Here is a 23425-nt window from a genome sequence, read left to right on the forward strand (position 1 = left end):
CGTAGCAGGTTCGGCAACAACGAGCGACGATCGCAGTGATCACAACGGGCCCTTCGGGTCTTGTCTCTCCTCGGTGCAGCTTCGGCTCGACCAGTATGCCCTCGCCATCACGCCGACACGCGGAATACCGACATCCACTGGCCACCGCACTGGATCGGCTGAATCAGTTTCGGGAGCTCGATGGTTCCAGGGCACGTTCCCCCGACAGCCGGTTCGAAAGGGCGTCGGGTTCGGCGCATATCACGTCCAGTGTGGAGGTAAGGGCGGTGACGATGGACTCGACTGTCGATTGATCGAAAAGTTCTGCGGCGTACACCATTTCACCGCGGATTCCGGCGCATTGTCCGTCGGGGTGGTACTCCTCGTGCAGGTTCAGCAATAGCTCGAACGGGGTTCGGGGCACCGCTACCGGCCGGTGCCGGATCGCCAATCCGGCTGGGGTCGTGTCGGTGTCGAATCCGCGCAGATAGGTCACCATCACCTGGAACAGCGGATGATGGGTTCGGGAGCGTCGCGGGTTCACCAATTCGACAAGGCGATCGAAGGGGAACTCCTTGTTCTCGTACGCGCCGAGGACTCGCTCGCGGACCTGATGGACGAGTTCGCGATAGGTGGGCGCGCCCGACAAGTCGAGGCGTACCACCGCCGTGTCGACCACACACCCGACGAGATCCTGCAGCCCGTCCGAATCGCGTCCGCTCAATGCCACCCCGATGGGCAGGTCGATGCCCGCGCCGTTACCGTGCAGCGCTATGGCCAGTGCGGTGTGTACCAGCATGTAGATGCTCACACGGCAGTCGAGGGCGGTCCCGGTGAGCCTGCGATGGGTTTCGGCATCGACGAGAACGGGCACCGCGGCCGCCGCGTTCGTCCGCCGCTCGGCGCGGGTACGGTCGACGGGGAGCACGGGCTGTTCCGGTATGCCGTCGAGCATGCTGCGCCAGTACCGCCTCTGCTGCTCGAGCACCTGGGTATCCGGGGCGAGCAGCCGCCCCAGCCACATGGCGTAATCCGCGAATTGCGTTGCTGGACTGGGCCATTTCGGTACCTGACTGGCGGCCCGGGCTCCGTAGGCGGTCAGGAGATCACGCTGGAGAATGCCCATGGACTCGCCGTCCCCGGCAATGTGATGGACCACCCCGAACAAGACGTGATGCTCGCGGCCCAATCGGTACAGGCGGGTTCGTAGCGGCGGCTGCGCCGTCAGGTCGAACCCGTGCTGCATCTCCGATTCCATTGCCCGGTCGACACTTTCGATACCGTCGACGTCGACGATGCGGAAATCCGGCCGCGCCGACCCGATCGGCAGAATCCGCTGCACCGGGCTGTCCACCGCATAGGGCAGCACGGTGCGCAGGATTTCGTGCCGGGCGACCAGATCGTCGATGGCCACCTGGACTGCCGACGCGTCGAGCGGTCCACGGATGTCGAGAGCGGTCGCGATCAGATAGTCGGGTTGCTGCCCGCCGAGATAGTTCACCGTCCACAGGCGCAGCTGCGCGGGCGAGAGCGGAATCGGGTCGGTGCGGGGGACGTGCGCGAAGCCCGGTCGGGCAGTCCTCGTGCCGTGCCCGCGCCGATCGAGCGCCTGCTCCAGTGCGGCAATCGTCGGTGACTCGAACAGATCGCGCAGCGATACCTCGACGCCGAGTGCCGATCGGAGTGCGGCGACGACGCGGATCGCGGACAGCGAATTTCCACCGTGTGCGAAGAAGTCGTCGGTGACTCCTATCGCCCGGTTGCCGAGTGCCTGCGCAAAGGCTGCCGCGATGACCTGCTGACGCGGCGTTCGGACCGGAACGGGAGCAGCGCCGGGTGGCATCGGGAGCGCGCCGATATCGACCTTGCCCGTGCTGGTCAAGGGCAGTTCGTCGACCCGCACGATCAGCGACGGCACCAGGTAGGAGGGCAGGCTCGCGGCCAGCCGGGTGCGCAGTTCCACGGTGTCCACCTCATCGCGCCCGACCACGTGCGCGACCAGCGACTGGCCGTGACCGACCCGCCGCACCGTGACTATTGCCGCGGCAATGCCGGGTTCGCGGCGAATCGCCGCTTCCACTTCACCGGGTTCGACCCGGAATCCATTGATCTTCATTTGCCGGTCAACGCGGCCGAGGAAATGCAGCAGACCGGCCGCGTCCCAACGGCCGAGGTCACCCGTGCGGTACATGCGGGCACCAGGCGGTCCATACGGATCGGCCACGAACCGCTCGGCGGTGCGGGCCGGGGCCCGGTGGTAACCGTTGGCGAGTCCCGCACCGGACAGATAGATCTCCCCGGACACGCCGACAGACACCGGCCGCAGCGCCGAATCGAGCACCGTGACCCGGGTGTTGTCGGCCGGACGTCCGATCGGGACAGGCAGTTCGGGTGACGCGTCGTCGGGAATCGAGAAGGTCACCGCGAAGCTCGTCGCCTCGACGGGCCCGTACAGATTCCGCACGGCGGGCGGGTGCTCGCCCCGGCGCACGGCCACCGCGGCCCGCGGCGACAGCACATCACCGGCGACCGCGAGTGTCGACAAACGGGCGAGCTCGTCCGGAGCCTGCTCCGCCAGTAGGTGAAACAGGCCTGCCGACAACAGCATCGACGTGACGCGGCCCGCGCGCAGCACGCGCATGTATTCATGGACATCGAGCACACCGGGACGTGCGAGCACCACGGTGCGACCGGTCAGCAGCGGCCGCCATAGCTCGTAGACCACCATGTCCCAGGTGTGCGGCAGATGCATCAGCACCCGTTCGTGCCCGTCGCCGTGGCCGACGCGATCGCGCGCCCTGGCCACGATATTGCGATGGGTCACCTCGACGCCCTTCGGCGCTCCGGTCGACCCGGAGGTGAACATGAGCGTCGCGACCGTGTCGGGGGCGATGGCGATACCGAGGTCACTGTCATCGTCGGTGGCCGCGGCCACGCCGTCGAGATCGTCGAGCACCAATTCGGTTCGGGTGAACCGCAGCAGACGCCGCACGTGTGCGGGCGGATAGCGGTCGCTCAGCGGTACGCATACCGAACCCAGTTTGTAGACGGCGAGAAAGGCGACCACGAGATCGACCGAGCGCGGCAGCGCGATGCCGATCGGAACTCCCGGTCCGGCGCCGCGGTCTCGCAGCCATCTGGCGACACGATTGGCACGGGCGTTCAGTTCCGCGTAGGTGATCTCCATGCCGTCGGACCAGATAGCGACATCCTGCGGGGACCGTCGCACGACCGATTCGAAACAGTCTGCGATGCTGGCGTTTTCGATATCGGTGCGCATGCCGCGTCCGGCGGCGAGGAGCTCGGTCCGGCGCGCGGGCTCGACCAGCACGACTCGCCCGACCAGCGGCTGCTGTGCTGCGGCGAGCGCCTCGCAGGCGGCCAGAATCCGCGACCACAGCTCGCCCGCGTCGGCGAGGCAATCGATGCGGGCCAGCTGCACACCGATCCGGAAGGTCAACTCGTCGCTGCCGGGGACGATGACTACGGTCAGCGGAAAATGGGTGCCACCACGGACTTCGACGGACGCGACCGAGAAGTCCGGGTCCGGGTCGGCGAGCAGACCGGTGTCGACGGGGAAGTTCTCGAAGACGAGCGAGGTGTCGAAGAGGTCGGTCTCCCCCACCGCGGACACGATGTCGGGCAGTCCGAGATGGTCGTGCTCCATCAGTTCCGCCCGTCCGGTCTGGATCCGAGCGGCCAGGTCGAGCGGCGACTCTCCTGGAACCAATAGAACTCGCAGCGGCACCGTGTTCATGAGCAACCCGACAACATCTTCCATCTCGGCGCCCGCACGGCCGGATACGGTGATACCGAAGACGACATCATCGCTGCCGGTCAGATTCGACAGCACCATCGCCCACATGGCCTGCATCAGCGAGTTGAGCGTCAACCCACGCTCGGCGGCCCGTTCCCGCAGCGCGGTGACCATGGCGTCGGGCATGCGGAAGGTGTGGTCTTCGGGCCGCTGCCACGGCTGCCGATCGGCTCGCGCCACCTTGCTCGGTTCTGCGCCGACGAGCGCTCGCGCCCAGGCCCGGCGGGCGCCGTCGCGGTCCTGCGCCGCGGACCATTCCACGAACCGGTGCAACGGTGTCGCGGGCGGCAGCTCGATACCGCGGTAGCCGATCAGCAACTCGCGCAACAGGATTCCCACCGACCAGCCGTCGAGCAGCGCGTGGTGGTGTGTGAGCAGCAATATAAAGCGCCGCACCTCGGTGCGGATCAAAGTGACCGTGAGCAGTGGTGCCGCGAGCGGGTCGATCCTGGCGTCCGCCGCGCGTATCCGGTGGACGGCGGACTCGCGCTCGCCAGCGGTCGTCGCGACGAGATCGACGACGCGCCAGGGCAATTCGATGTCGTCGCGAATCTCGTACCGCGGCTGCTCGCTGTCGTCGACGACGAAGCGGCCGATCAGATGCGGGTGCCGCGAGAGCACCGATCGCAGCGCGGCGCCCAGCCGATCCGCGTCGACATCGCCGTCCAACTCGAATGCGAACTGGACGAGATAGGGATCCTCGCCGTCGCGCTCGTACAGGGAGTGGAATAGCAGGCCGGACTGCAATGGTGTCGCGGGTAGGAACCGGTGGCCATCGCTCGGCGTGGCCGGGGTGAGCGCGGGCGCGGCGACCGGCCGGGCGGTACGCGCGAGCGCGCGCACCGTCTGCTGTTCGAACACTTCCCGCGGCGAGATGGCGAGCCCGGCCGCGCGCACCCGATCCGCCAGCCGCACGGCCAGAATGCTGTCACCACCGGAGGCGAAGAAGCCGTCGTCGATGCCGATGCCGTCATCCCCGAGGACATCGACGAAGAGCGCGCGCAGCCGTGCCTCGATATCGGTGCTCGGTGATGCGCCGACGACGCGTGCGGCGCCATTCGTGGCGATGGCGCGCAGCCGCCGTTCGTCGATCTTGCCGTTGGATGTCATCGGGATCGTGTCGACGGCCAGGATGGCGGAGGGAATCGCATGCGCGGGAAGTCGTTCGGCGATGCCGGTGCGAACGGTGTCGACGTCGACCCGGTCCCCGGTGACGAAGGCGACGAGCCTGCGGTCACCGGGGTGGTACTCGACGGTGAGGACCGCAGCCGCACGTACGGCCGGTTGTCCGCACAGGGCGGCCTCGACCTCGGCGGGCTCGATCCGGAAGCCACGCACCTTCACCTGCCGGTCGACCCGACCGAGGTATTCGAGCGTGCCGGTGGCGGTCCATCGCGCCATATCCCCGCTGCGATACATGACGGTGCCGGGCGCGCCGAACGGATCGGCGACGAAACGTTCGGCGGTGCGGCCGGGTCGGCGCAGGTACCCCGCGGCGACGCCGGGTCCCGCGACGTAGAGTTCGCCCGGGATGTCCGGCGGGCACGGACACAGCGTGGCGTCGAGCACGTATACGGACTGGTCCGGCAACGGTGTGCCGATGTCGCCCGCTGACGGGTTGCGCGGCAAGGGCGTTCCGGTGGTGAACACCGTCGTCTCGGTGATGCCGTACATATTGACCAGACGCGTCCGCCGCGGATCGCGTCGCGACCACCACGCGGCCAGCCGCCACGGCTCCACCGGTTCGCCGCCGAAGATCACATGGCGCAGCGACAGCTCGTCGCTGGCAGCGGGCCTGGCCGCCTGGGCGTCGACCAGCATCCCGAATGCGGACGGTGTCTGATTGAGCACCGTAACCCGTTGCGCCACCAGAAGATCCAGGAAATCACTCGGCGAGCGCGCGACCTCGGCGTCGACGACGACGAGCTTGCCGCCGTAGCACAGCGCACCCCAGATCTCCCACACCGAGAAGTCGAAGGCGGTGGAGTGGAACAGGGTCCACACGTCATCGGCGCCGAAGCCGAACCACCGCTGTGCCGAGGCGAGCAGTCCTACGACGTTCGCGTGCGTAACCACCACACCCTTGGGCCGATCGGTCGTGCCGGAGGTGTGGATGACATAGGCGGGGTGCCGCGCTGACGGTCGGGCCGGGGGATCGGGCGGTGTGACCCGCGGCCGATCCCCGATCCGCAGGACGGGCACCGCCGCCAGCGAATCGGGCAGGGCGACTCCCCCTCCGGTGACGATCAGCGCGGGGGCCGCATCGGCGACGATGGCCCGCAGCCGCTGCTCCGGATAGCCGGGATCCAGCGGAACGTAGGCGGCGCCGGTCCGCAGCACGGCGACCATGGCGACAATGAGATCCAGGGATCGGGGCAGCGCGAGGGCCACGAATTCCCCTGCGCCCCCGCCATATCCGGCAATGAGCTCGGCCAACCTCCGGGCACGCCCGTCCAGTTCGGCATAGGTCAGCGACTCCGCGCCGCAAACGACGGCGGTGGCGTCGCCGCGTTCGGTGACGGTCCGCTCGAACCAGTCGACAAGCGTCTGCGGCCGATCCGCAGTGGAGGACGGCGCCGCTGGATCTTCCGGGAAGGATCGGAGCCCGGACTCCGGCGGTGTCGGAAGCGCCGCATCCAGCGGTGTTCGGTGCGGCGGTGTTCGCGCTACAGAGTCCGGCAGGACCGCCGAGCGGTGATCCGCCGGTGTTCGTAGGCGGCCGACCGGAAGGTCCTGCGGGGCCGCGGCGATGGCCGCGATCGTCTCGGTGAGCCGTCGATGGTGCGCGGCCAGGTCGCGCTCGGAATACCGGAGCGTGTTGGATTCCAGTACGAGGGGCAGGACCGGCTCGCCGTTGTCGTATACGCCGATCGTCAGGTCGTCGGAGCGGCCTGCCGAAAGATGGCGCAGAGTAGCGGTGTCGGTGCCGAAGCGGAGGTCCTTCTGCATGGGCAGCACATTGATCGTGGGGCCGACGATACCGCCCCCGACACCGCCCGCCCTGAGGTCGGCGAGCATATCGGCCTGCTGGTACCGCTGGTGACGCAGGATGATCAGGGATTCGGCACGCACCGCGCCGACGAGTTCGCCGAGGGACGCGGACGGGTCGACCGGTATGCGCAGCGGGACGACATTCGCGGTGACACCGAGGGCGGTGCGGGAGCGTTTCGCGGGCACGGCGACGCCGAGGGTGATCATGCGCGCGCCCGAATCCGCGTGCAGCAGTAGTGCAATCGCGGCGAAAACCCAGGCGGGCCATGCGGTTCCGGATGCGTCCGCACGGGCTCGGAGAGCATGCCATGCCGGTGCGTCGAGCGCTCCGACATGCCGGATGTAGCGGGGCACGTCGGCCGTCGCCGGGATTCCCGCGAACAGCGGCGCATCGTCGGGTCCGGGGATCGCGAGCCGTTGTGCCCAGAACCGCCGATCGTCGGCGAACCGGGCGGAGGCGCGGTAGCGAATGTCCTCCGCTACCAGGGCTTCCACCCGGTCGAACACCGATTCCGGCACCGGTCGACCGGCGACCAGCGCGGTGTAGGTGTCGGCGACCCGCTTGATCATCGCGGCCGAGGCGGCACCGTCGAGAACCGCGTGATGCGATCTGACGAACCACGCGGTGCCCTCGGTGCCCAGATCGATCAGATGGTGTTCGAACAGCGGGGCGCTGCGCAGGTCAAAGGGCCGGTCGAGCGCCGCGTACATGAAACGCACCGCCTCCCCGCGCGGGTCGGCCGCATCGCGAAAACTGCTGCGGTGCAGGGGCCAGTCGGCCGCGTCCTCGAGGATCTGCACGACCTCGCCCTCGGCATCGGTGTCGAACCGCACCCGCATCGTCTCGGCGCCCGCGACGACGATGCGCAGCGCCCGCTCGAACGCCGCCTCGTCGAGCGTGCCGTGGATGTGCACATACCCGCCGACTACGAACCGTCGCCCGGTGTCGTCGAGTTGCTGGGCGACCCAGACATGTTGCTGAGCTCTCGTCAGTGGCCAGCTCGATGTCATCGCAGCTCCTCGATGGCGGCATCCGGGTTTCGCACGAATGCGGCGAGCAACTCGTGCAGTTCCGCGCCGAGTGCGGCCACCCGTGTTTCGTCGAAAAGGTCACGCAAGTAACCGAATCGGATGGTCAGCGAGGCGCCCGGAGTGATGGTGAGCGTCAGTGGATAGTGCGTGGCGTCGTGCAGTTCGACGCCGCTGCCGGTGACGCCGCCGACGGCGGCGGCCACGGCGGTGAGCTGCTCGGTGTCGACCGGATAGGACTCGTATGCCAGTGCCGTGTCGAACAGGGTGTCCCGCAGCCCAGCGGCGGCATGGATTTCGGTAAGGCCGAGGTGGTGGTGCTCGATCAGTTCCGCCTGCTCGGCCTGTACGGCTCGCATGAGCGCCGCCGCTGGCATATCCGTAGCGAAGCGCACCCGCACGGGGACGGTGTTGATACACAGTCCGACCATCGATTCGACGCCGGGCAGCGCGCCCGGACGGCCCGAAACGATCGCGCCGAACACCACGTCCGCACGGCCGAGCCTGCGCCCCAACAGAATTGCCCAGGCGACCTGTAGCACCGTATTGACCGTGATCCCGAGTTGCATCGCGGTTGTACCGAGCGCCGTGGTGGCGTCCGGGTCGAGCGCCCAGCGGTATTCCGCGGCGGCCGCGGTGATTTTCCGGTTGCGGGTGGCCGGGGCGACCAGTGTCGGCGCGGAGACACCGTCCAGTACCCGCCGCCAAGCCGCCGCGGATGCCGCCGCGTCGCGGTCGTGGTTCCATGCGAGGTAGGCGCGGAACGAACCTCCGGGCGGCGGCAGTGGATCGTCGGAGCCGTAGAGCGCCATGAGATCTCGCATCACCAGTGGCACCGACCAGCCGTCCAGCAAAATGTGGTGGTACGTCGCGATCAATACGTATGCCGAGTCCCCGAGGCGGGCGAGGGTGAATCGCATCAGCGGCGGCCTGGCCGGGTCGAACCAGTGCGCACGGTCCCGGGCGAGCAGTGCGGACAGTTCGCCCTCGGCACGCAAATCCACTTCGCGCCACGGGAGTTCGACCGTATCGGGCACTACCTGCCGGGGTGTGCCGGTGCTGTCGGCCACGAATGCCGCGCGCAGGTTCGGATACCGTCGCAGTATTTCCTGCGCGGCCCGGCGCAGCCGATCGCCGTCCACCGCTCCGCCGACGCGCAGCACCGCCTGCACGTTGTAGACGTCGACGGCGGTGCGACCGGCAGGTAGCGGCTCGGCGAGCATGGCGTGCAGGTACAGCCCCGGTTGCAGCGGCGCGAGCGGCCACACATCGGTGAGCCGTCCATAGCTGCGCTCCCACCGCGCGATGTCGGCGCCGCTCACCCGGACCAGTGGGAAGTCCGAGGGCGTGTGCCCGCCCGCGTGCGCGGTCCCGGCGTGGGCGGTGATCGCGCCGAGCGCGCGCACCCACAGGTCGGCCAGCTCCGACACCTCGGCGGCGTCGAGAAGTGTTTCGGGATAAGCGAATCCGGCACGGAGTCGGGAGCCGGTCACGATCGCGTTGATATCGATCACGGCGGCCGCGGGCAGGTCGGGGTCCGGAGCGGCTGGCGTGGTGAGCACGTCGGCACCGCGGTCGTCGACGCGTCCGAGGTAGTTGAAGCCGATCTGCCCTGGCATCGGTCCCGGCAGCAGTTCCGCGGTGTCGGGGTTGAGGTAGCGCAGCAATCCGTAGCCGATCCCGTGATCGGGGATGGCCCGCAATTGTTCTTTGACCGCCTTGATCGCCGTCCCGGTCGCATCGGTACCGGACAGCGCCGCCGCGGCATCGATATCGCTGAGGTCCAACCGAACCGGGTAGACCGAGGTGAACCACCCGACCGTGCGGGACAGGTCCGCGCCGGGCGCGATCTGCTCCTCGCGGCCGTGGCCCTCCAGCCGGAGCAGGGCCACCGGTGCGTTCTCGCCCCGCCGCGCCCGCCACATCAGCAGCGCGACAGCCAGCGCGGATATCAGGATCTCGTCCACACCGGCGTGGAACAGACCGGGTACGGTCCGCACGAGCGCCTCGGTGACCGCCTCGTCCACGGCGACGTCCACCGTCGCGATGCGCGACGCGACATCGATGCCGGGATCGAGCGGCCGGGCCCCCAGCAGCGGATCCGGTGTCGCGCAGATGCGCCGCCACAGACCGACTTCGGCGATCCGGCTCGGATCACGCGCCGCGTCGACGAGGGCGTGCGACCAGCGGCGCATGGATGTGCCGGGCGGATCCAGTTGCGGCGGTGCGGCCTTCGCGCTCGCCTGGATCGCCACGAACAGGTCGGGAATGAGGATTCGCCACGACACACCGTCCACGGCGATGTGGTGCGCGCAGATGATCAGTCGACCGGGCACGCCCGGGTGCCGCGGATCCAGCCAGACGAACCGCACCACGATGCCGTTCGCCGGGTCGAGGAGGTCGAGCGCGGCGTCGGCCTCCGCCACGGCGACCGCGTGCAGCGTGTCGGCGTCGTGGATTTCGTACCGGCGCAACAGCTCCGCCCGGTCGACCGTGCCCGGCGGCACGGTCTCCAGCCGCCACTCGCCGCTGCCGTCGCGGAACAGCCGACTGCGCAGCATGTCGTGCCGGTCGACGACCGCCGCGACGCCGGATGACAGGGTGTCGTGGTCGATGCCGACGGGAAGCTCGACGGTGACGGTCTGATTGACGCGGCGGAAGCTGCCGCCGCGTTCGGTCAACCAGCGCACGACGGGTGTGAGTGGGAGCTCGCCGACCCCACCGCCGGGCAGTTCCGGCAGGCGTGGCATCCCGGCGCCGGAATCCACCGTGCGTGCCGCGGCGGCGATCGCGGCCACCGTGCGATGTTCGAAGACGTCCCTCGGCGTGATGTGCAGGCCCTTGGCCCGCGCCCGGGAGGCGAGCTGAATCGAGATGATGCTGTCCCCACCGAGGGCGAAGAAGGAGTCGTCCACACCCGCTCGGTCGACGCCGAGCACCTCGGCGAACACCTCGGCTATTGCCCGCTCGGCGGGGGTGCGCGGTGCCTGCGTCGACTGCGGCCGGAATACCGGATCGGGCAGCGCCGCACGGTCCAGCTTGCCGTTGGAGGTCAGCGGAAGCGCGTCGATCACCACGATGGCGGCGGGCCGCATGTAGGGCGGAACACACTGCGCCACATGCGTTTCCAGCGCAGCCGGGTCCAGTGTCGAATCCGGCGTGGGAACCGCGTACGCGACCAGTCGCGAGCCCTCGGCGCGGGCCACGACGGCGGCCTGCGCGACCGACTCGTGTTCGAGCAGTGCGGCCTCGATCTCGCCCGGTTCGATCCGGTAGCCGCGAATCTTCACCTGTTCGTCGCCGCGTCCGAGGTATTCGAGGTGCCCGTCGGTGTTCCAGCGCGCCAGGTCGCCGGTGCGGTACATGCGGGCGCCGGGCGCGCCGAGTGGGTCGGCCACATAGCGGCCCGCGGTCATCGCCGGGCGCGCGTGATAGCCCCGGGCGATCTGATGCCCGGCGAGATAGATCTCGCCCGCTGCGCCGACCGGTGCCGGGCGCAGCCGCGAATCCAGGACGCGCACGGTCATTCCCGGTAGGCCGCGACCGATCACACTGGCCCGTGCCGACGCGGCCCGTTCGCGATCCACCGCCTGGTGCGTGGCATGCACCGTCGCCTCGGTGATGCCGTACAGATTCGAGATCCGCGTTCGGTCGGCCGGGCGGGCGTCGTACCATGCGCGCAGCCTGCGCAGGTCGAGGGCCTCACCGCCGAGCACGATGTGCCGCAGGGCGGGACCCATTGCGGGGCTGTCGTTGTCGAGCAGCGTGTAGAACGCCGACGGTGTCTGGCTGAGCACCGTAATCGCTTCCCGCGCAAGCAGTTCACCGAACTGTAGCGGCGAGCGCGTCAGGTCGGGGTCCACGATGACCAGCGTGCCGCCGGTCGAGAGCGCACCCCACATCTCCCAAACCGAGAAGTCGAAAGCGTGCGAGTGGAACATCGTCCATATGTCGTTGTGGTCGACGTCGAGTAGCGAGGTGGTGGCGGTGAGCATCGCGACGACATTGCGGTGCGTCACGCATACGCCCTTCGGCCTGCCGGTCGAACCGGAGGTGTACAGCACATAGGCGACGTTGTCCGGGCGCGGCGACGCGGGCGTGATATCGGGCGGCACAAGACCGCCGCCACCGTCGAGCACAAGGCACGGCAGGTCACCGATGGGCAGCGCGGCACGGTCGGCCGCCGTCGTGACCACGCAGTCCGGATTCGTCTCCGCGAGAACCAATTCCATGCGCCGCGCGGGATTGTCGAGGTCCAACGGTATGTAGCCTGCCCCGGAACGTAACACGCCGAGCATCGCGATGATCAACTCGACCGAACGCGAAACGGCAACCGCTACAAGCGATTCGGACCGTACCCCGCGGGCGGTGAGGGTGCGCGACAGCTCGGTGGAGACACGGTCGAGCTCGCGGTAGGTCAATGCGTGGGCCCCGTGCCGCACGGCGATGCCGTCCGGTCGAGCGGCCGCCTGCGCCAGGAAGAGGTCGACGAGGGTGGCCTCGGGCACTTCTGCGGGCCGTTGCCAGCGCTGCAGCACCAGATTTCGTTCCGCCGCACCGAGCGGATCGATATCGGCCACCGTGATATCCGGATTCTCGGCGATCGCCAGCAGCACCCGAACCAGGCGCTCACCCAGCCGGGTCACGGTCGCCTCGTCGAGCAGGTCCGGACGCCAGCCTGCCAGGATGTGCAGGCGGTCGCGCTGTCGAACGGTCAGCGTCAGCGGGTAGTGGGTCGCCTCCCGGGATCGCAACCCGGTGATGGCCATGCCAGCGCCCGTGGCGGCGTCCGCGCGCAGCCGCGCCACATCGAACGGATACGACTCGACGACCAGTAGCGTGTCGAACAGGCCACGCTCATCGACATCGCCGCGCGAAACGATGTCTGGCAGACCCACGTGGTGGTGCGCCGACAGCGCGAATTGTTCGCGCTGCACCCGGCGCAGCAGTGATCCCGCGGTTTCGCCCGGATCCAGCCGAACCCGGACCGGGATCGTATTGATGAACAATCCGACCATGGATTCGACGCCAGCCAGGTCGGCGGGGCGACCCGATACGGTGGTGCCGAAAACGACGTCCGCACGATCGGTCATGCGCCCCAGCAGGATTGCAAACGCGACCTGCAGCACGGTGTTCACCGTCACCTCGAGTTCGGTCGCGAGGCGGGAAAGCCGTTGTGTCCGTGGCTCGTCCAGCGTGATCTCGTGCTCCAGGGGCAGAACGGCAGGTGCGTGCACGGGTGCATCGCCCGCCAGCAGCGTCGGCTCCCGCACCTCGGACAGGGCCTCCGTCCAGGCTTGCGCGGAGACCGACTTGTCCTGTCGGGCAAGCCATTCCACGTACTGGCGATAGGGACGCGGCAGTGCGCCGGTGACACCGGCATATCCGGCGACGATCTCACGCAGCAGCAGCGGTATGGACCAGCCGTCGAGCAGCAGGTGGTGATAGGTCACGACCAGTTCGGTGCGCCCCGCGCCGACGCGAGCCAGCAGGAACCGCAGCAGCGGCGGTCGCGCGAGATCGAAGGGCGTCGCACGTTCGGTGTCGAGCACGCGGTCGAGTTCCCCGGCCGGTGCCTCGGTCAGATCCACCTCGCGCCACGGCAGCGCCACCTCTTCGGCAACCAGCTGGATGGGCGATCCGTTTCGGCCGACGACGAATGCGGCGCGCAGATTCGGGTGCCGCTCGAGCACGGCCGCCGTGGCCGACCGCAGCCGGACGGCGTCGACGGTGCCGTCCAGGGTCAGCACCAGCTGCACCGTGTAGACGTCCACCGCGCCGGGATCGAACATGGCGTGGAACATCATTCCGGCCTGTAGCGGCGAGACCGGCCACACCTCGGTCAGCGCGGGATACCGTGCCTCCCACGTCTCGATCTCCTCCTGATCGAGGGTGACGAGCGGGAAATCGGAGGGGGTGTGCCCGCCGCTAGTGCGCGGATCCCGCGCATGCCGCGCGACGGCGGCCAACGCATCGCGCCACAGGGTAATCAGCTCCCCGCCCGACGCGTCGGTGAACAGCGTGCGCGCATAGCCGATGCTGGTCCTGAGCCGGTTGCCCAGGACGATGGAATCCACTTCGACGGCGCCGAGCGCACCGCGCCGGGCGTCGGGCCGGATCGGCAGCATGGCGTAGTCGGGAGCGGGCAGCCAGCCGATTCCGGCCAGCTCCGCCGGGAGGTCGACACCGGTGATGTGTCCGAAGTAGTTGAACGAGATCTCCCCCGGCTCCTTGCGCGGCAATGCCGCCGCCGTGTCCTCGTTCAGATATCTGAGCAGGCCGTACCCGAAGCCGTTGTGGGGTGCGCAACGCAGCTGTTCCTTGACGGCCTTGATCGCGGCGCCCATGGCTGGGCCGCCGGTGAAGGCGTCGTCGATATCGATCCCGGTCAGATCGAGCCGCGCCGGGACGATCGAGGTGAACCAGCCGGTGGTGCGGGACAGGTCCGCGCCCGGTACCGCGTCCTGCTCGCGTCCGTGGCCTTCGAGGCGCAGCAGCACCGACCGCTCGTCTTCACCGCGCCGCGACCGCCATCGGATAACCGCGAGCGCGAGCGCCGTCAACAGTGCATCCGCCACCCGTGCGCGGTAGCGGCCGGGTATCGCGGTGATGAGCGCGGCGGTGTCCCGTTCGTCGAGTTCGATCGGGGTGTGCGCCACGTCGGCCGCGAAATCCCGGAGCGGGTCGAACGGCCGGTCACCGAACGAGGGATCCGATCCGGCGACGATTTCGCGCCAGAGCGGCAGTTCCGCGACTCGGGCCTCGTCCCGCGCGGCGCCGACCAGCGCATGCGCCCACGTCCGCATGGATGTGCCGACGCCGGGCAGCGCGGGTGTGCTCCCCGCCGAGACGGCCGCCCACGCGGCGACGAAGTCGGGCAGCAGGATTCGCCATGAGACGCCGTCGACGGCAATGTGGTGCGCGGCGATGATGAGCAGGCCGGGTGACGTGCGCTGCTCGGGGGTTAGCCAGACGAACCGCAGGACCGCGCCGGTCGCCGGGTCGATCCGGTCGACCGCCGCATTCAGCTCGGCGGTGGCCAGCGCCGCCAGCTCGGTACCGTCGAGATCAGCGTCGTGGACGACATGGTCGATCAACGAGTCGACATCGACGCTGCCGGGCGGTGCGACCGTCAGATGCCACTCACCGGTGTCATCGCGGTAGAGCCGCGACCGCAGCATGTCGTGGTGATCGACGACGGCGGAAATGGTGGAAACCATTGCGCCGCGGTCGATTCCGTCGGGCAGATCGAGGGTGATCGACTGGCAGAAGCGGTCGAAGTTGCCGCCGCGCTCGACCAGGTAGCGAATAACCGGTGTGAGCGGCAGCTCCCCGACGCCACCGCCGGGCAACTCCGGGAGCCGCACTGTTTCATCCGCGTAGGCGGCCTCGGCGATGGCCGCCAAGCGCGCGACAGTGCGGTGCTCGTATACCTGCTGCGCCGTCACCGCGATGCCGCGCGCCCGCGCGCGGGACACCAGCAGGATCGACATGATGCTGTCGCCGCCGAGAGCGAAGAAGGACTCGTCGACGCCGATGGTTTCGCGGCCGAGCACCTCGGCGAAGGCGGCGGCGAGTTCGCGTTCGGTCTCGGTGCGCGGCGCTCGGAAGGGCACCGGCTCGAATTCGGGTGCGGGCAAGGCTTTTCGGTCCACCTTGCCGGAGCGGTTCACGGGCAACTCGGTGAGCACGATGACCGACGAGGGCACCATGTGCCGCGGCAGTACCTCGCCGAGCCGCTGCTGCACTGCCTCCGGGTCGATGCGGTGTCCGGCCGCGGCCGTGACGTAGGCAACCAGTCGATTGCCCTGGTGGACGGCCGCGACCGCCTGCGCGACGGACTCCTGCCCGGCGAGGACCGCCTCGATCTCGCCGAGTTCGATCCGGATACCGCGCAACTTCACCTGGAAATCACGGCGGCCGAGGAACTCCAGCTCCCCGTATCCGTTGGTGCGCACGATGTCGCCGGTGCGGTACAGCCGCCGTCCTCGAGCACCGAACGGGTCGGCGACGAACCGGGTGGCGGTGCGTCCGGGGCGTGCGAGGTAGCCGCGAGCGAGTGCGGTGCCGCCGAGATAGAGCTCGCCCGGTACCCCTGCCGGGACCGGCCGCAGGCAGGCATCCAGCACATAAGCACACGTATCCCAGGACGGCGTGCCGATCGGGACCGTGTCGATGTCGTGCGCGTCGATCTCGTGCCGGGTGACCGCGACGGTTGCCTCCGTCGGGCCGTAGAGGTTGTCGTATCGGGCGTCCGGCGCGACCGCGGGCAGCTGCGCGGCGAGGGCGGGCGTCATCGCCTCACCCGCGACGAGTACGCGGCGCACGCTCGCCGCGAACGGCTCAGCAACCGCGCGTCGGTGCGCGGCGAGCGTAGTCGGCGTGAATTGCACTGTGGTGACCGCGTTCTCGGCGATCAGGCGCGCGAGCTCGACCGGATCACGGTGCGCTCCGGAATCGTCGACCACGACACTGGCCCCGGCGGTGAAGGGCCACAGCACCTCCCACGCCGACACGTCGAACGACAGCGCGGTCTTGCGCAGCACGACATCGGTGCCGTCGAGTCGGTGCGCGTCCTGCATCCAGCCGAGGTGTGTGCAGAGGGCGGCGTGCGTGACGCCGACGCCCTTCGGCCGTCCGGTCGACCCGGACGTGAACAGCACGTACGCGAGGTTTTCCGGGCGCAGTGAGGCGGTCCGATCGGCATCGGTCACCGTGGCGGGCGACTCGCCGGACAGGTCGAGTTCGTCGATGTGGAGCATTTGGGTGCCCGGTGGCGCGTCGAATCCGTCGCGCCGGGTCGTGAGGACACACACCGGCCGCGTGACCTCGAGCAGGTAGGCGTGGCGATCGCGAGGGTGGTCGGGGTCGAGCGGCAGGTAGGCACCGCCGCTCGCCAGTACCGCGTGTATCGCCGAGATCTGCTCCGGCGAGGGACCGATCGCCACGGCCACCACCTGCTCCGGTCCCACTCCGAGGCGAATCAGTCTGCGCGCCAGGCGATTCGACCCGTCGTGCAGTTCCGCGTAGGACATCCGGCGGCTGTTGCCGACGAGCGCGACAGCATCCGGCGAGCGCGAAGCCCGGTCCGCGAGCAGGGCTGCCAGTGTCACCGGCGGGTCTTCCGTACGGGGGCCAGCGAGGTATTCGATGTCATCAAGCCCGGTGAGGTCGATGCGGCCGATCGGCACGCGCGATGTGCGGGCGAGCCGATCCAGCAGCCGGACCACGCGGTCCCGATGCTCCTGCGCGGCAACGGTAATGCGCCAGCCTCCCGCGGCACGGTCGTCGACGCATACGCTGAGCCCGTCTCCCCGACCGAAGGACGCGGTCACCGCGGATCCGCTCAGCCGGTCCAGTGCGGTGCCGGAAAGCGTCCGCACCGAGAGCGGCCACTGCCCGTGCACGGGCGATTCGGACCATGGCTCGTCGATGTCGGGGATGTACCGGTGTCGCCGCGCCCGGCGCAGTTCCAGCCCCACCTGTTTGGCGATCGTGTCGAAGCTCGCGTGCGGCGGCACCGAAATCCGCAGCGGCACCGTGGTTTCCCCGTCGGCGAACGCGACCACATACTCGCTCGTCATGGTCAGCCGGGATCCGTACACGGCCGAGGCGGCCAGCACGACCGCGGCGGCGCCACCACCGCTGGTACGCGCGATCCTGGTGAGCTCCTTCGATGCCGCCACTTCGGTCCACAGCCCCGCGGTCACCGGAACCGGCCCCCTACCCGCCGGAACCAATCCGCTGCCCGCCGGAACCGGCCCGCTGCTCACCGGAACCGGCCCGCTGCTCACCGGAACCGGCCCGCTGCTCACCGGAACCGGCCCGCTGCTCACCGGAACCGGCCCGCTGCTCACCGGGATCGGTTCGGGACGGGCCGCGGCGGCCAGGGACCGCACCCAGTACGCGCGGTCGGCGGCCCACGTGCCCGACTCGCGATAACGGCGCTCGTTCTCGAGCCGGTCCGCGATCGCGCCGAACGGTGCGCTCGCGGGCGGATCCGAGCGCACTCCGTCCAGGATCTCGCGCACCCTGGCGATGATCGCGAGCATTCCCGGTTCGTCGTTGACTAGGCGGTGGTAGCGCTGGAACCAGCCGAGCCGGTCGTCCGCGAGCCGGAACAGCACCTGCCGGTACAGCGGTCCATGGACGATATCCACTGTGCGCGAGCGTTCTTCCGCCAGCCACGAGGACACGAATCGGTGCGGATCGCTGCCGTCGGCGACGATCACCTCGGTCGGCACAGGCACGATCTCGTACACCCGCACGCCGCCGTTGTCGCCGCGAAACACGTTGTGCAGCAGGTGACATTCCCCCATAACGGCATCGACGGCGGATCGCAATGCCTCCGCGTCCACCGGGCCGCTCAGCTCGAGGTACAGGTCGACACAGTGATCACCGGCCGCGAGCGCCGCGCGTTGCGCGTCGCTCGGTGCCCACGTGTGCATCGTCTCAGCGATAGTCATGGAATCCCCGTCCGGTCTTGCGCCCGAAGTGTCCGGCGTCGACGAGTGCCGCGAGCGCGGGCGGCACGCGATAGTGCGATTCGCCGGTCTCGCGTCGCAGTACCTCGATGGTGTCGGCCACGTTGTCCAGCCCGATCAGGTCGGCGGTGCGCAGCGGGCCCATCCGGTGCCCGAGGCACTGCTCGAACAGTGCATCCACCGTCGCTGCGTCCGTTCCGGTGTCCACTGTGGCGGCGGCCTCGGCGATGCTCAGCATGAGTACGCGGTTCAACACGAAACCCGGGCGGTCGCCGACGACGATCGCCTCCTTGCCGAGCGCGGCGATCAGCTCTGTGGCCCGCTTCAGGGTCTGCGGTGCGGTCTGCTCGCCGCGTACCACCTCGACCGCGGTCGTCAAGGGCGCCGGGTTCATGAAGTGCAGGCCGAGCACCCGATCCGGTCGTTCGGTCGCGGCGGCCAATCGGGCGATCGGGATGGCGGACGTACACGATGCGAGCACGGCGTCCTCGGGACAGCGCCGGTCCAGTTCGCCGAACACCCGCTCCTTCAGCGTGATCCGCTCGGTCGCGCACTCGATGACGAAGCCGACGGCGCTCAGCTCGTCGATCCGCTCCAACCATCGCACCCGCCCGCCGATGCCGGATGCGGTCCGGCGATCACCGCGCCCGAGCAGCAGTGCCAAGCGCACCGCCTCGTCGAGACCGCGTCGCGCCCGCTCGGCCGCGCCGCGATCGGGTTCGACGACCTCCACCCGGTATCCCGCCTGCGCAAGGCACTGCGCGATACCGCTACCCATGGTGCCCGCTCCGATCACCGCGACGACGTCGTTCATCGGGTCACCTCCGTTGCCTCGATACTGCGCAGCGTGATATCCGGCACCGGATCGTCGGGCGTCTCCTGCAGAACGCGCAGCAGCCGGTGCAGATCACCGAGCATCTCCCGCGCGGTAGATTCGTCGAACAGTTGTGTGGCATAAGACATTTCGAGGAGCACGGCGTCGCCTTCCCGCGCCAGATCGAGCGCCAGCTCCGTCGCGTCCGGACCGCAGACGCGGTAGCTGATCGCCGTGTCGCCGACGGTGGCGGTCGGTGTTGCCAGCGCCGCGGTGACCCGCGCGAGCAGTTCGGTCCCGTCCGGTTCGTCGGCGAGGTCGATGCGGGCCGCACCCGTCGCGAGTCCCACCACGACCTCGTCCGAACCGGAATACCAGCCCAGCAGGGCAATCCACGCGCCGAGCAGCTCAGCATCGCCGGGCGCCGCGTCCAGGGGCGCACGGACGGCCGCGGTGGTGTACGGCATGGTGGCGCTACCGCGCGGTCGGTCCGTCGGAATCTCCAGTGCCGCCGCCGGTTCCGGTGCCGTCTCGGGGATCACGAGCTCGTCGATCGGACGGTCGGGGGCCGACCCCACCAGCTCGGCCAGGACATCGAGATAGGCGGCGGCCAATCCGGCTGCCGTGCGCTGGGTGAACAGCTCGGTGCTGTACTCGAAACAGGCCAGCATGTCCCGGCCGTCGCTGCGATCGTAGGTGATCAGGCTGAGGTCGAATTTCGCCGTGCCGACCGGCAATCCGCCGAACGCGTTGTGTATCGAGTGCTCGAGGTCGAAGAATTCCGGCTCGCCGTCACCGAGGGGATTGCCCGTGCCGGGGAGTTCCTGGTGGACGTAGAGGACGTCGAAGATCGGGGTGCGCGACAGGTCGCGTTGGTCGTCGAGTGCGTTGACCACCCGTTCGAAGGGGATCTCCTGATTCTCCAGCGCTCCCAGGACGATTGCGCGCACCCGCGCGAGCAGATCGGCCACCGTCGCGGGACCGGACAGGTCGGCGCGCAGGGCGACCGTGCTGTTGAAGAAGCCGATGAGCCCTTCGAGTTCGCGGCGGGTGCGGCCGGTGGTCGGCGTGCCGATCACGATGTCGCGTTGCCCGCTGCGGCGCGCGAGCAGGACGTACAGGCCGCTCAGCAGAACTACGAACAGCGACACCGACGCCCGCTTCGCCACCGCGCGCGACTGCTCCAGCAACTCGGCCGAAACCGTGAACGGTTCCAGATCGCCGACGAACGTCTTGCGCGGCGGCCGGGGAAAATCGGTGGGCAACTGCAGTTTCGGCGCATCACGCAGCAGGTGCACCCAGTATTCGAGCTCGTGCTCGAGGGCGCCCGACTCGACCATGTCGCGGTGCCACCGCGCGTAGTCGCGATAGCGGATCGGCAGTGGTTCGAGCGCGGCGGCCCGGCCCTCCTGCCGGGCGGCATACAGCTGGGGGATCTCGCGCGCGAGGATGCCCGGGGTGGCGCCGTCGGTGACGCAGTGATGGCAGGTCACCTGCAGCACATGCTCCTGGGGTGCCAGCGCCACCAGCAGCACCCGCACCAGCGGGTCCCGGGCCAGGTCGAAGGGCGCCAGTGCGGCCTCGCGAATCAACTCGCGCGCGGCGGCGACCGGGTCGGCCGCGCCGGAAACATCGGCGACACGGAAGAAATCGCCGAGCGACGGCCGGACCCGGACCGCAGGCTTTCCGTCGACCTCGACGAGGTTGTAGCGCAGTGGTTCGTGCCGCTCGGCGAAGTCCTCGAAGGTTCCCTTGACGGCGGCGATATCGATCGCGCCCCGCAGCACGTTGACCACCGGGTAGTTGTAGAGCGTGGTATCCGGAACGAGCTGGTGGTGGAACCACATTCGCTCCTGTCCGGCCGACATGACCAGCTCATCGGTCCGGGTGATCGGCGACACGCCCGGCTGGGCCGTGGCCGGGACGGCCCCCGTGCGCAGCAACTCGGCGAAATCGGCGACCTTGGGTCGCTCGTAGACATCGAGCAGCTTGGGCCGGAATCCGTAGGTCTCGGCGACCCGCTCGACCAGTTGCACAGCGATGATCGAATTGCCGCCGAGGTCGAAATAGTCGTCTTCCGGGCCGATTTCGGTCTCCGAGTGCAGCAGTTCGCGCAGCATCGCTCGCAGCCATGCCGTCGCATCCTCCGGTCGTTCCCGAGTGGACGGCACCGCGGGAAGGCTGACCGGAGGCGCCGCCGTTGGCAGCTCGACCCAGCATCGGGAGCCGTGCAGCGGATGTCCCGGCAGCCGCACCCGGCGACCGTCATCGGCATTCACCCCTGCCCAGTCCAGGTTCACCCCGCGCTCGTACAGGCGGCCGAGGAGACCGATCGGATTACCCGAATCCCCTGTGCCGAAAAGGATCTCCGCGTCGGGACGGCCCCGCAGGTCTTCGGCGAGCAACCGGCCCAGCATGCCGTCCGAACTCGGGTCCACGAACACGACCGGCCCAGCAGCCAGCAGCGTTTCCGCCGCCGCGAGCAGTCGGGAGCGGTCCACGACGGGTGCCGCCGCGGCACTGGCCAGCTCGTCCGGATCGACGGGCGCCGAGGATCCGAGCAGGTATCTGGCCGCGAACTTCGACGCCGCGCCGCTCAGAATCGCGGCGAACCCGATACCGCAGGCGCGCAACCGATCGTGTATCGCGATCTGACCAGCGAGCACATCGGCAACGGCACCCGTCGCGGGCAGCTGATCGGGCAGCCGAGCAGGCTCGATTCCGGCGGGCGCCGCACCGGGCGAGAGCAGTAGCGCCACCCGCGGCGGGACCGGCTGCTCGCCGTCCGGATCGATGTCAGCGCAACGCCGCATGAGCTCCTCGACGAAATCCTGTGTGCCCGTTGCGCATACCGCCACGCGATAGCCGTAATGCGTGCGGCCCCGGCCGAGGGTGAATGCGACGTCGGCGAGATCGACCTCGCCGCCGCGCAGCGTGGTCACCAGCTCGCGGCACAGCTCGGCCAGCGCCGCCGGGGTCCGCGCCGAGATCGGGATGAGTCGGTGACCCGGCTCTCGCGGTCGTTCGAGTACCGGTTCGTCGGGTGCCTGTTGCACGACACAGTGCGCGTTCGCACCGCCGAGGCTGTAGGAGCTGACACCCGCGAGACGTGGCCCGCTTTCGGTGGACCACGGCCGCGGCCGGGTGACCACCTCGATTCCGGCCGCGGCCAGATCGAAATCGCCGGTGGGACGGCGAAAATGCAGCGATGGGTACAGGCGGCCCTCGGCGACGGTCAGCGCCGCCTTGACCAGTCCGGCGACTCCGGCGGCATGGTCGAGATGTCCGATATTGGTCTTGACCGACCCGATCGGCAGCGGCCGCGAGCGCCCCGTGAACACGGTGCGCAGGCCCTCGAGCTCGACCGCGTCCCCCAACCGGGTCGCGGACCCATGTGCCTCGAGGTATCCGGCATCGCGCGGATCGAGCCCAGCGTTGCGCCAGGCTTTCGCGATCACCCGCGCCTGGGCGGCGGCGCTGGGGGTGCTGATCGTCGCGGACGAGTGTCCGTTGTGCAGTACCGCACTGCCACGGATGACGGCATATACGGGCGCGCGGTCGGCGCGGGCACGGCCGAGTGTGGTCAGCAGCAGGGCGGCGCCGCCCTCGCCGGGTACCGTGCCATCGGCGTCGGCGTCGAACGCCCGGCACTGTCCGCTGTGCGAAGCGATCTCCGTCATCGTCTGCGCGGTCCATTCCGGAGAACCGTTGGCCCGCACGCTGACCCCACCCGCGAGCGCGTAATCCGCATCGCCACAACGCAACTCGCGACAGGCGTGGTGCACGGCGATGAGCGAGGCATTGCAGCCGCTGTCGATCGCATAGCACGGTCCGGTCAGCCCCAGCAGGTGCGCGATGCGGGCCGTGACGCCGAATGGCAGGTTGCCCAGCATGCTGAGCGGGCCGGGATCGACCGCCATGGCGTGGTAGGTGGGCATCGGTGCGCTGAACACCACGGCGGTCGTGGCCTCGCGCAGGGTTGCGGCCGCGTATCCGGCGTCTTCGATCGCCCGGTGCGCCAGCTCGAGCGCGATGCGCTGTTGCGGATCCATCAGCGACGCTTCGCGTTTGGACAATTCGAAGAAGGCGTAGTCGAAGGTGTGGATGTCGGCCAGATGTCCCATCGGCAGGTAGCCGACGGTGCGGTCCAATGCGGTCGCCGCCGCGCGGGCGTCCGGCATCGGCCCGATCGAGTCCCGGCCGTCGGCGAGATTCGCACGGAATTCGCCGAGGTCGGACGCGTCCGGAAGGCGCACTCCGATGCCGACGATCGCGATGTCGTCGTTGTTTGCTGTATTCACGATTACGGTG

At 69.2% G+C, this 23425-nt stretch carries 4 protein-coding genes; all 4 read right to left on the reverse strand.

Going from position 1 to position 23425, the window contains the following annotated elements; all coding sequences use genetic code 11:
- Window positions 1-163 precede the first annotated feature (163 nt).
- From NA5_RS05300 to NA5_RS05315, 4 genes are read right to left on the reverse strand one after another with little or no spacing between them, the layout of a single operon-like run.
- Complete coding sequence (locus NA5_RS05300; RefSeq protein WP_062982507.1) at window positions 164-7798, reverse strand: non-ribosomal peptide synthetase; 7635 nt, start codon at window positions 7796-7798, stop codon at window positions 164-166.
- A complete protein-coding gene (locus tag NA5_RS05305; RefSeq protein WP_084483901.1) occupies window positions 7795-18282 on the reverse strand; it encodes a non-ribosomal peptide synthetase in 10488 nt (3495 codons plus the stop codon). The genes NA5_RS05300 and NA5_RS05305 overlap by 4 nt, the downstream gene beginning before the upstream one ends.
- Window positions 18269-19114 carry a 3-hydroxyacyl-CoA dehydrogenase family protein gene (locus tag NA5_RS05310; protein ID WP_062982511.1) on the reverse strand — a complete coding sequence of 282 codons (846 nt, stop codon included), beginning with the start codon at window positions 19112-19114 and terminating at the stop codon, window positions 18269-18271. The genes NA5_RS05305 and NA5_RS05310 overlap by 14 nt, the downstream gene beginning before the upstream one ends.
- Window positions 19111-23415, reverse strand: coding sequence for a condensation domain-containing protein (locus tag NA5_RS05315; protein WP_245672102.1), 4305 nt, complete (start codon window positions 23413-23415; stop codon window positions 19111-19113). The genes NA5_RS05310 and NA5_RS05315 overlap by 4 nt, the downstream gene beginning before the upstream one ends.
- Window positions 23416-23425: the final 10 nt, after the last annotated feature.

This window comes from Nocardia anaemiae NBRC 100462 (assembly GCF_001612725.1).
Classification (GTDB): domain Bacteria; phylum Actinomycetota; class Actinomycetes; order Mycobacteriales; family Mycobacteriaceae; genus Nocardia; species Nocardia anaemiae.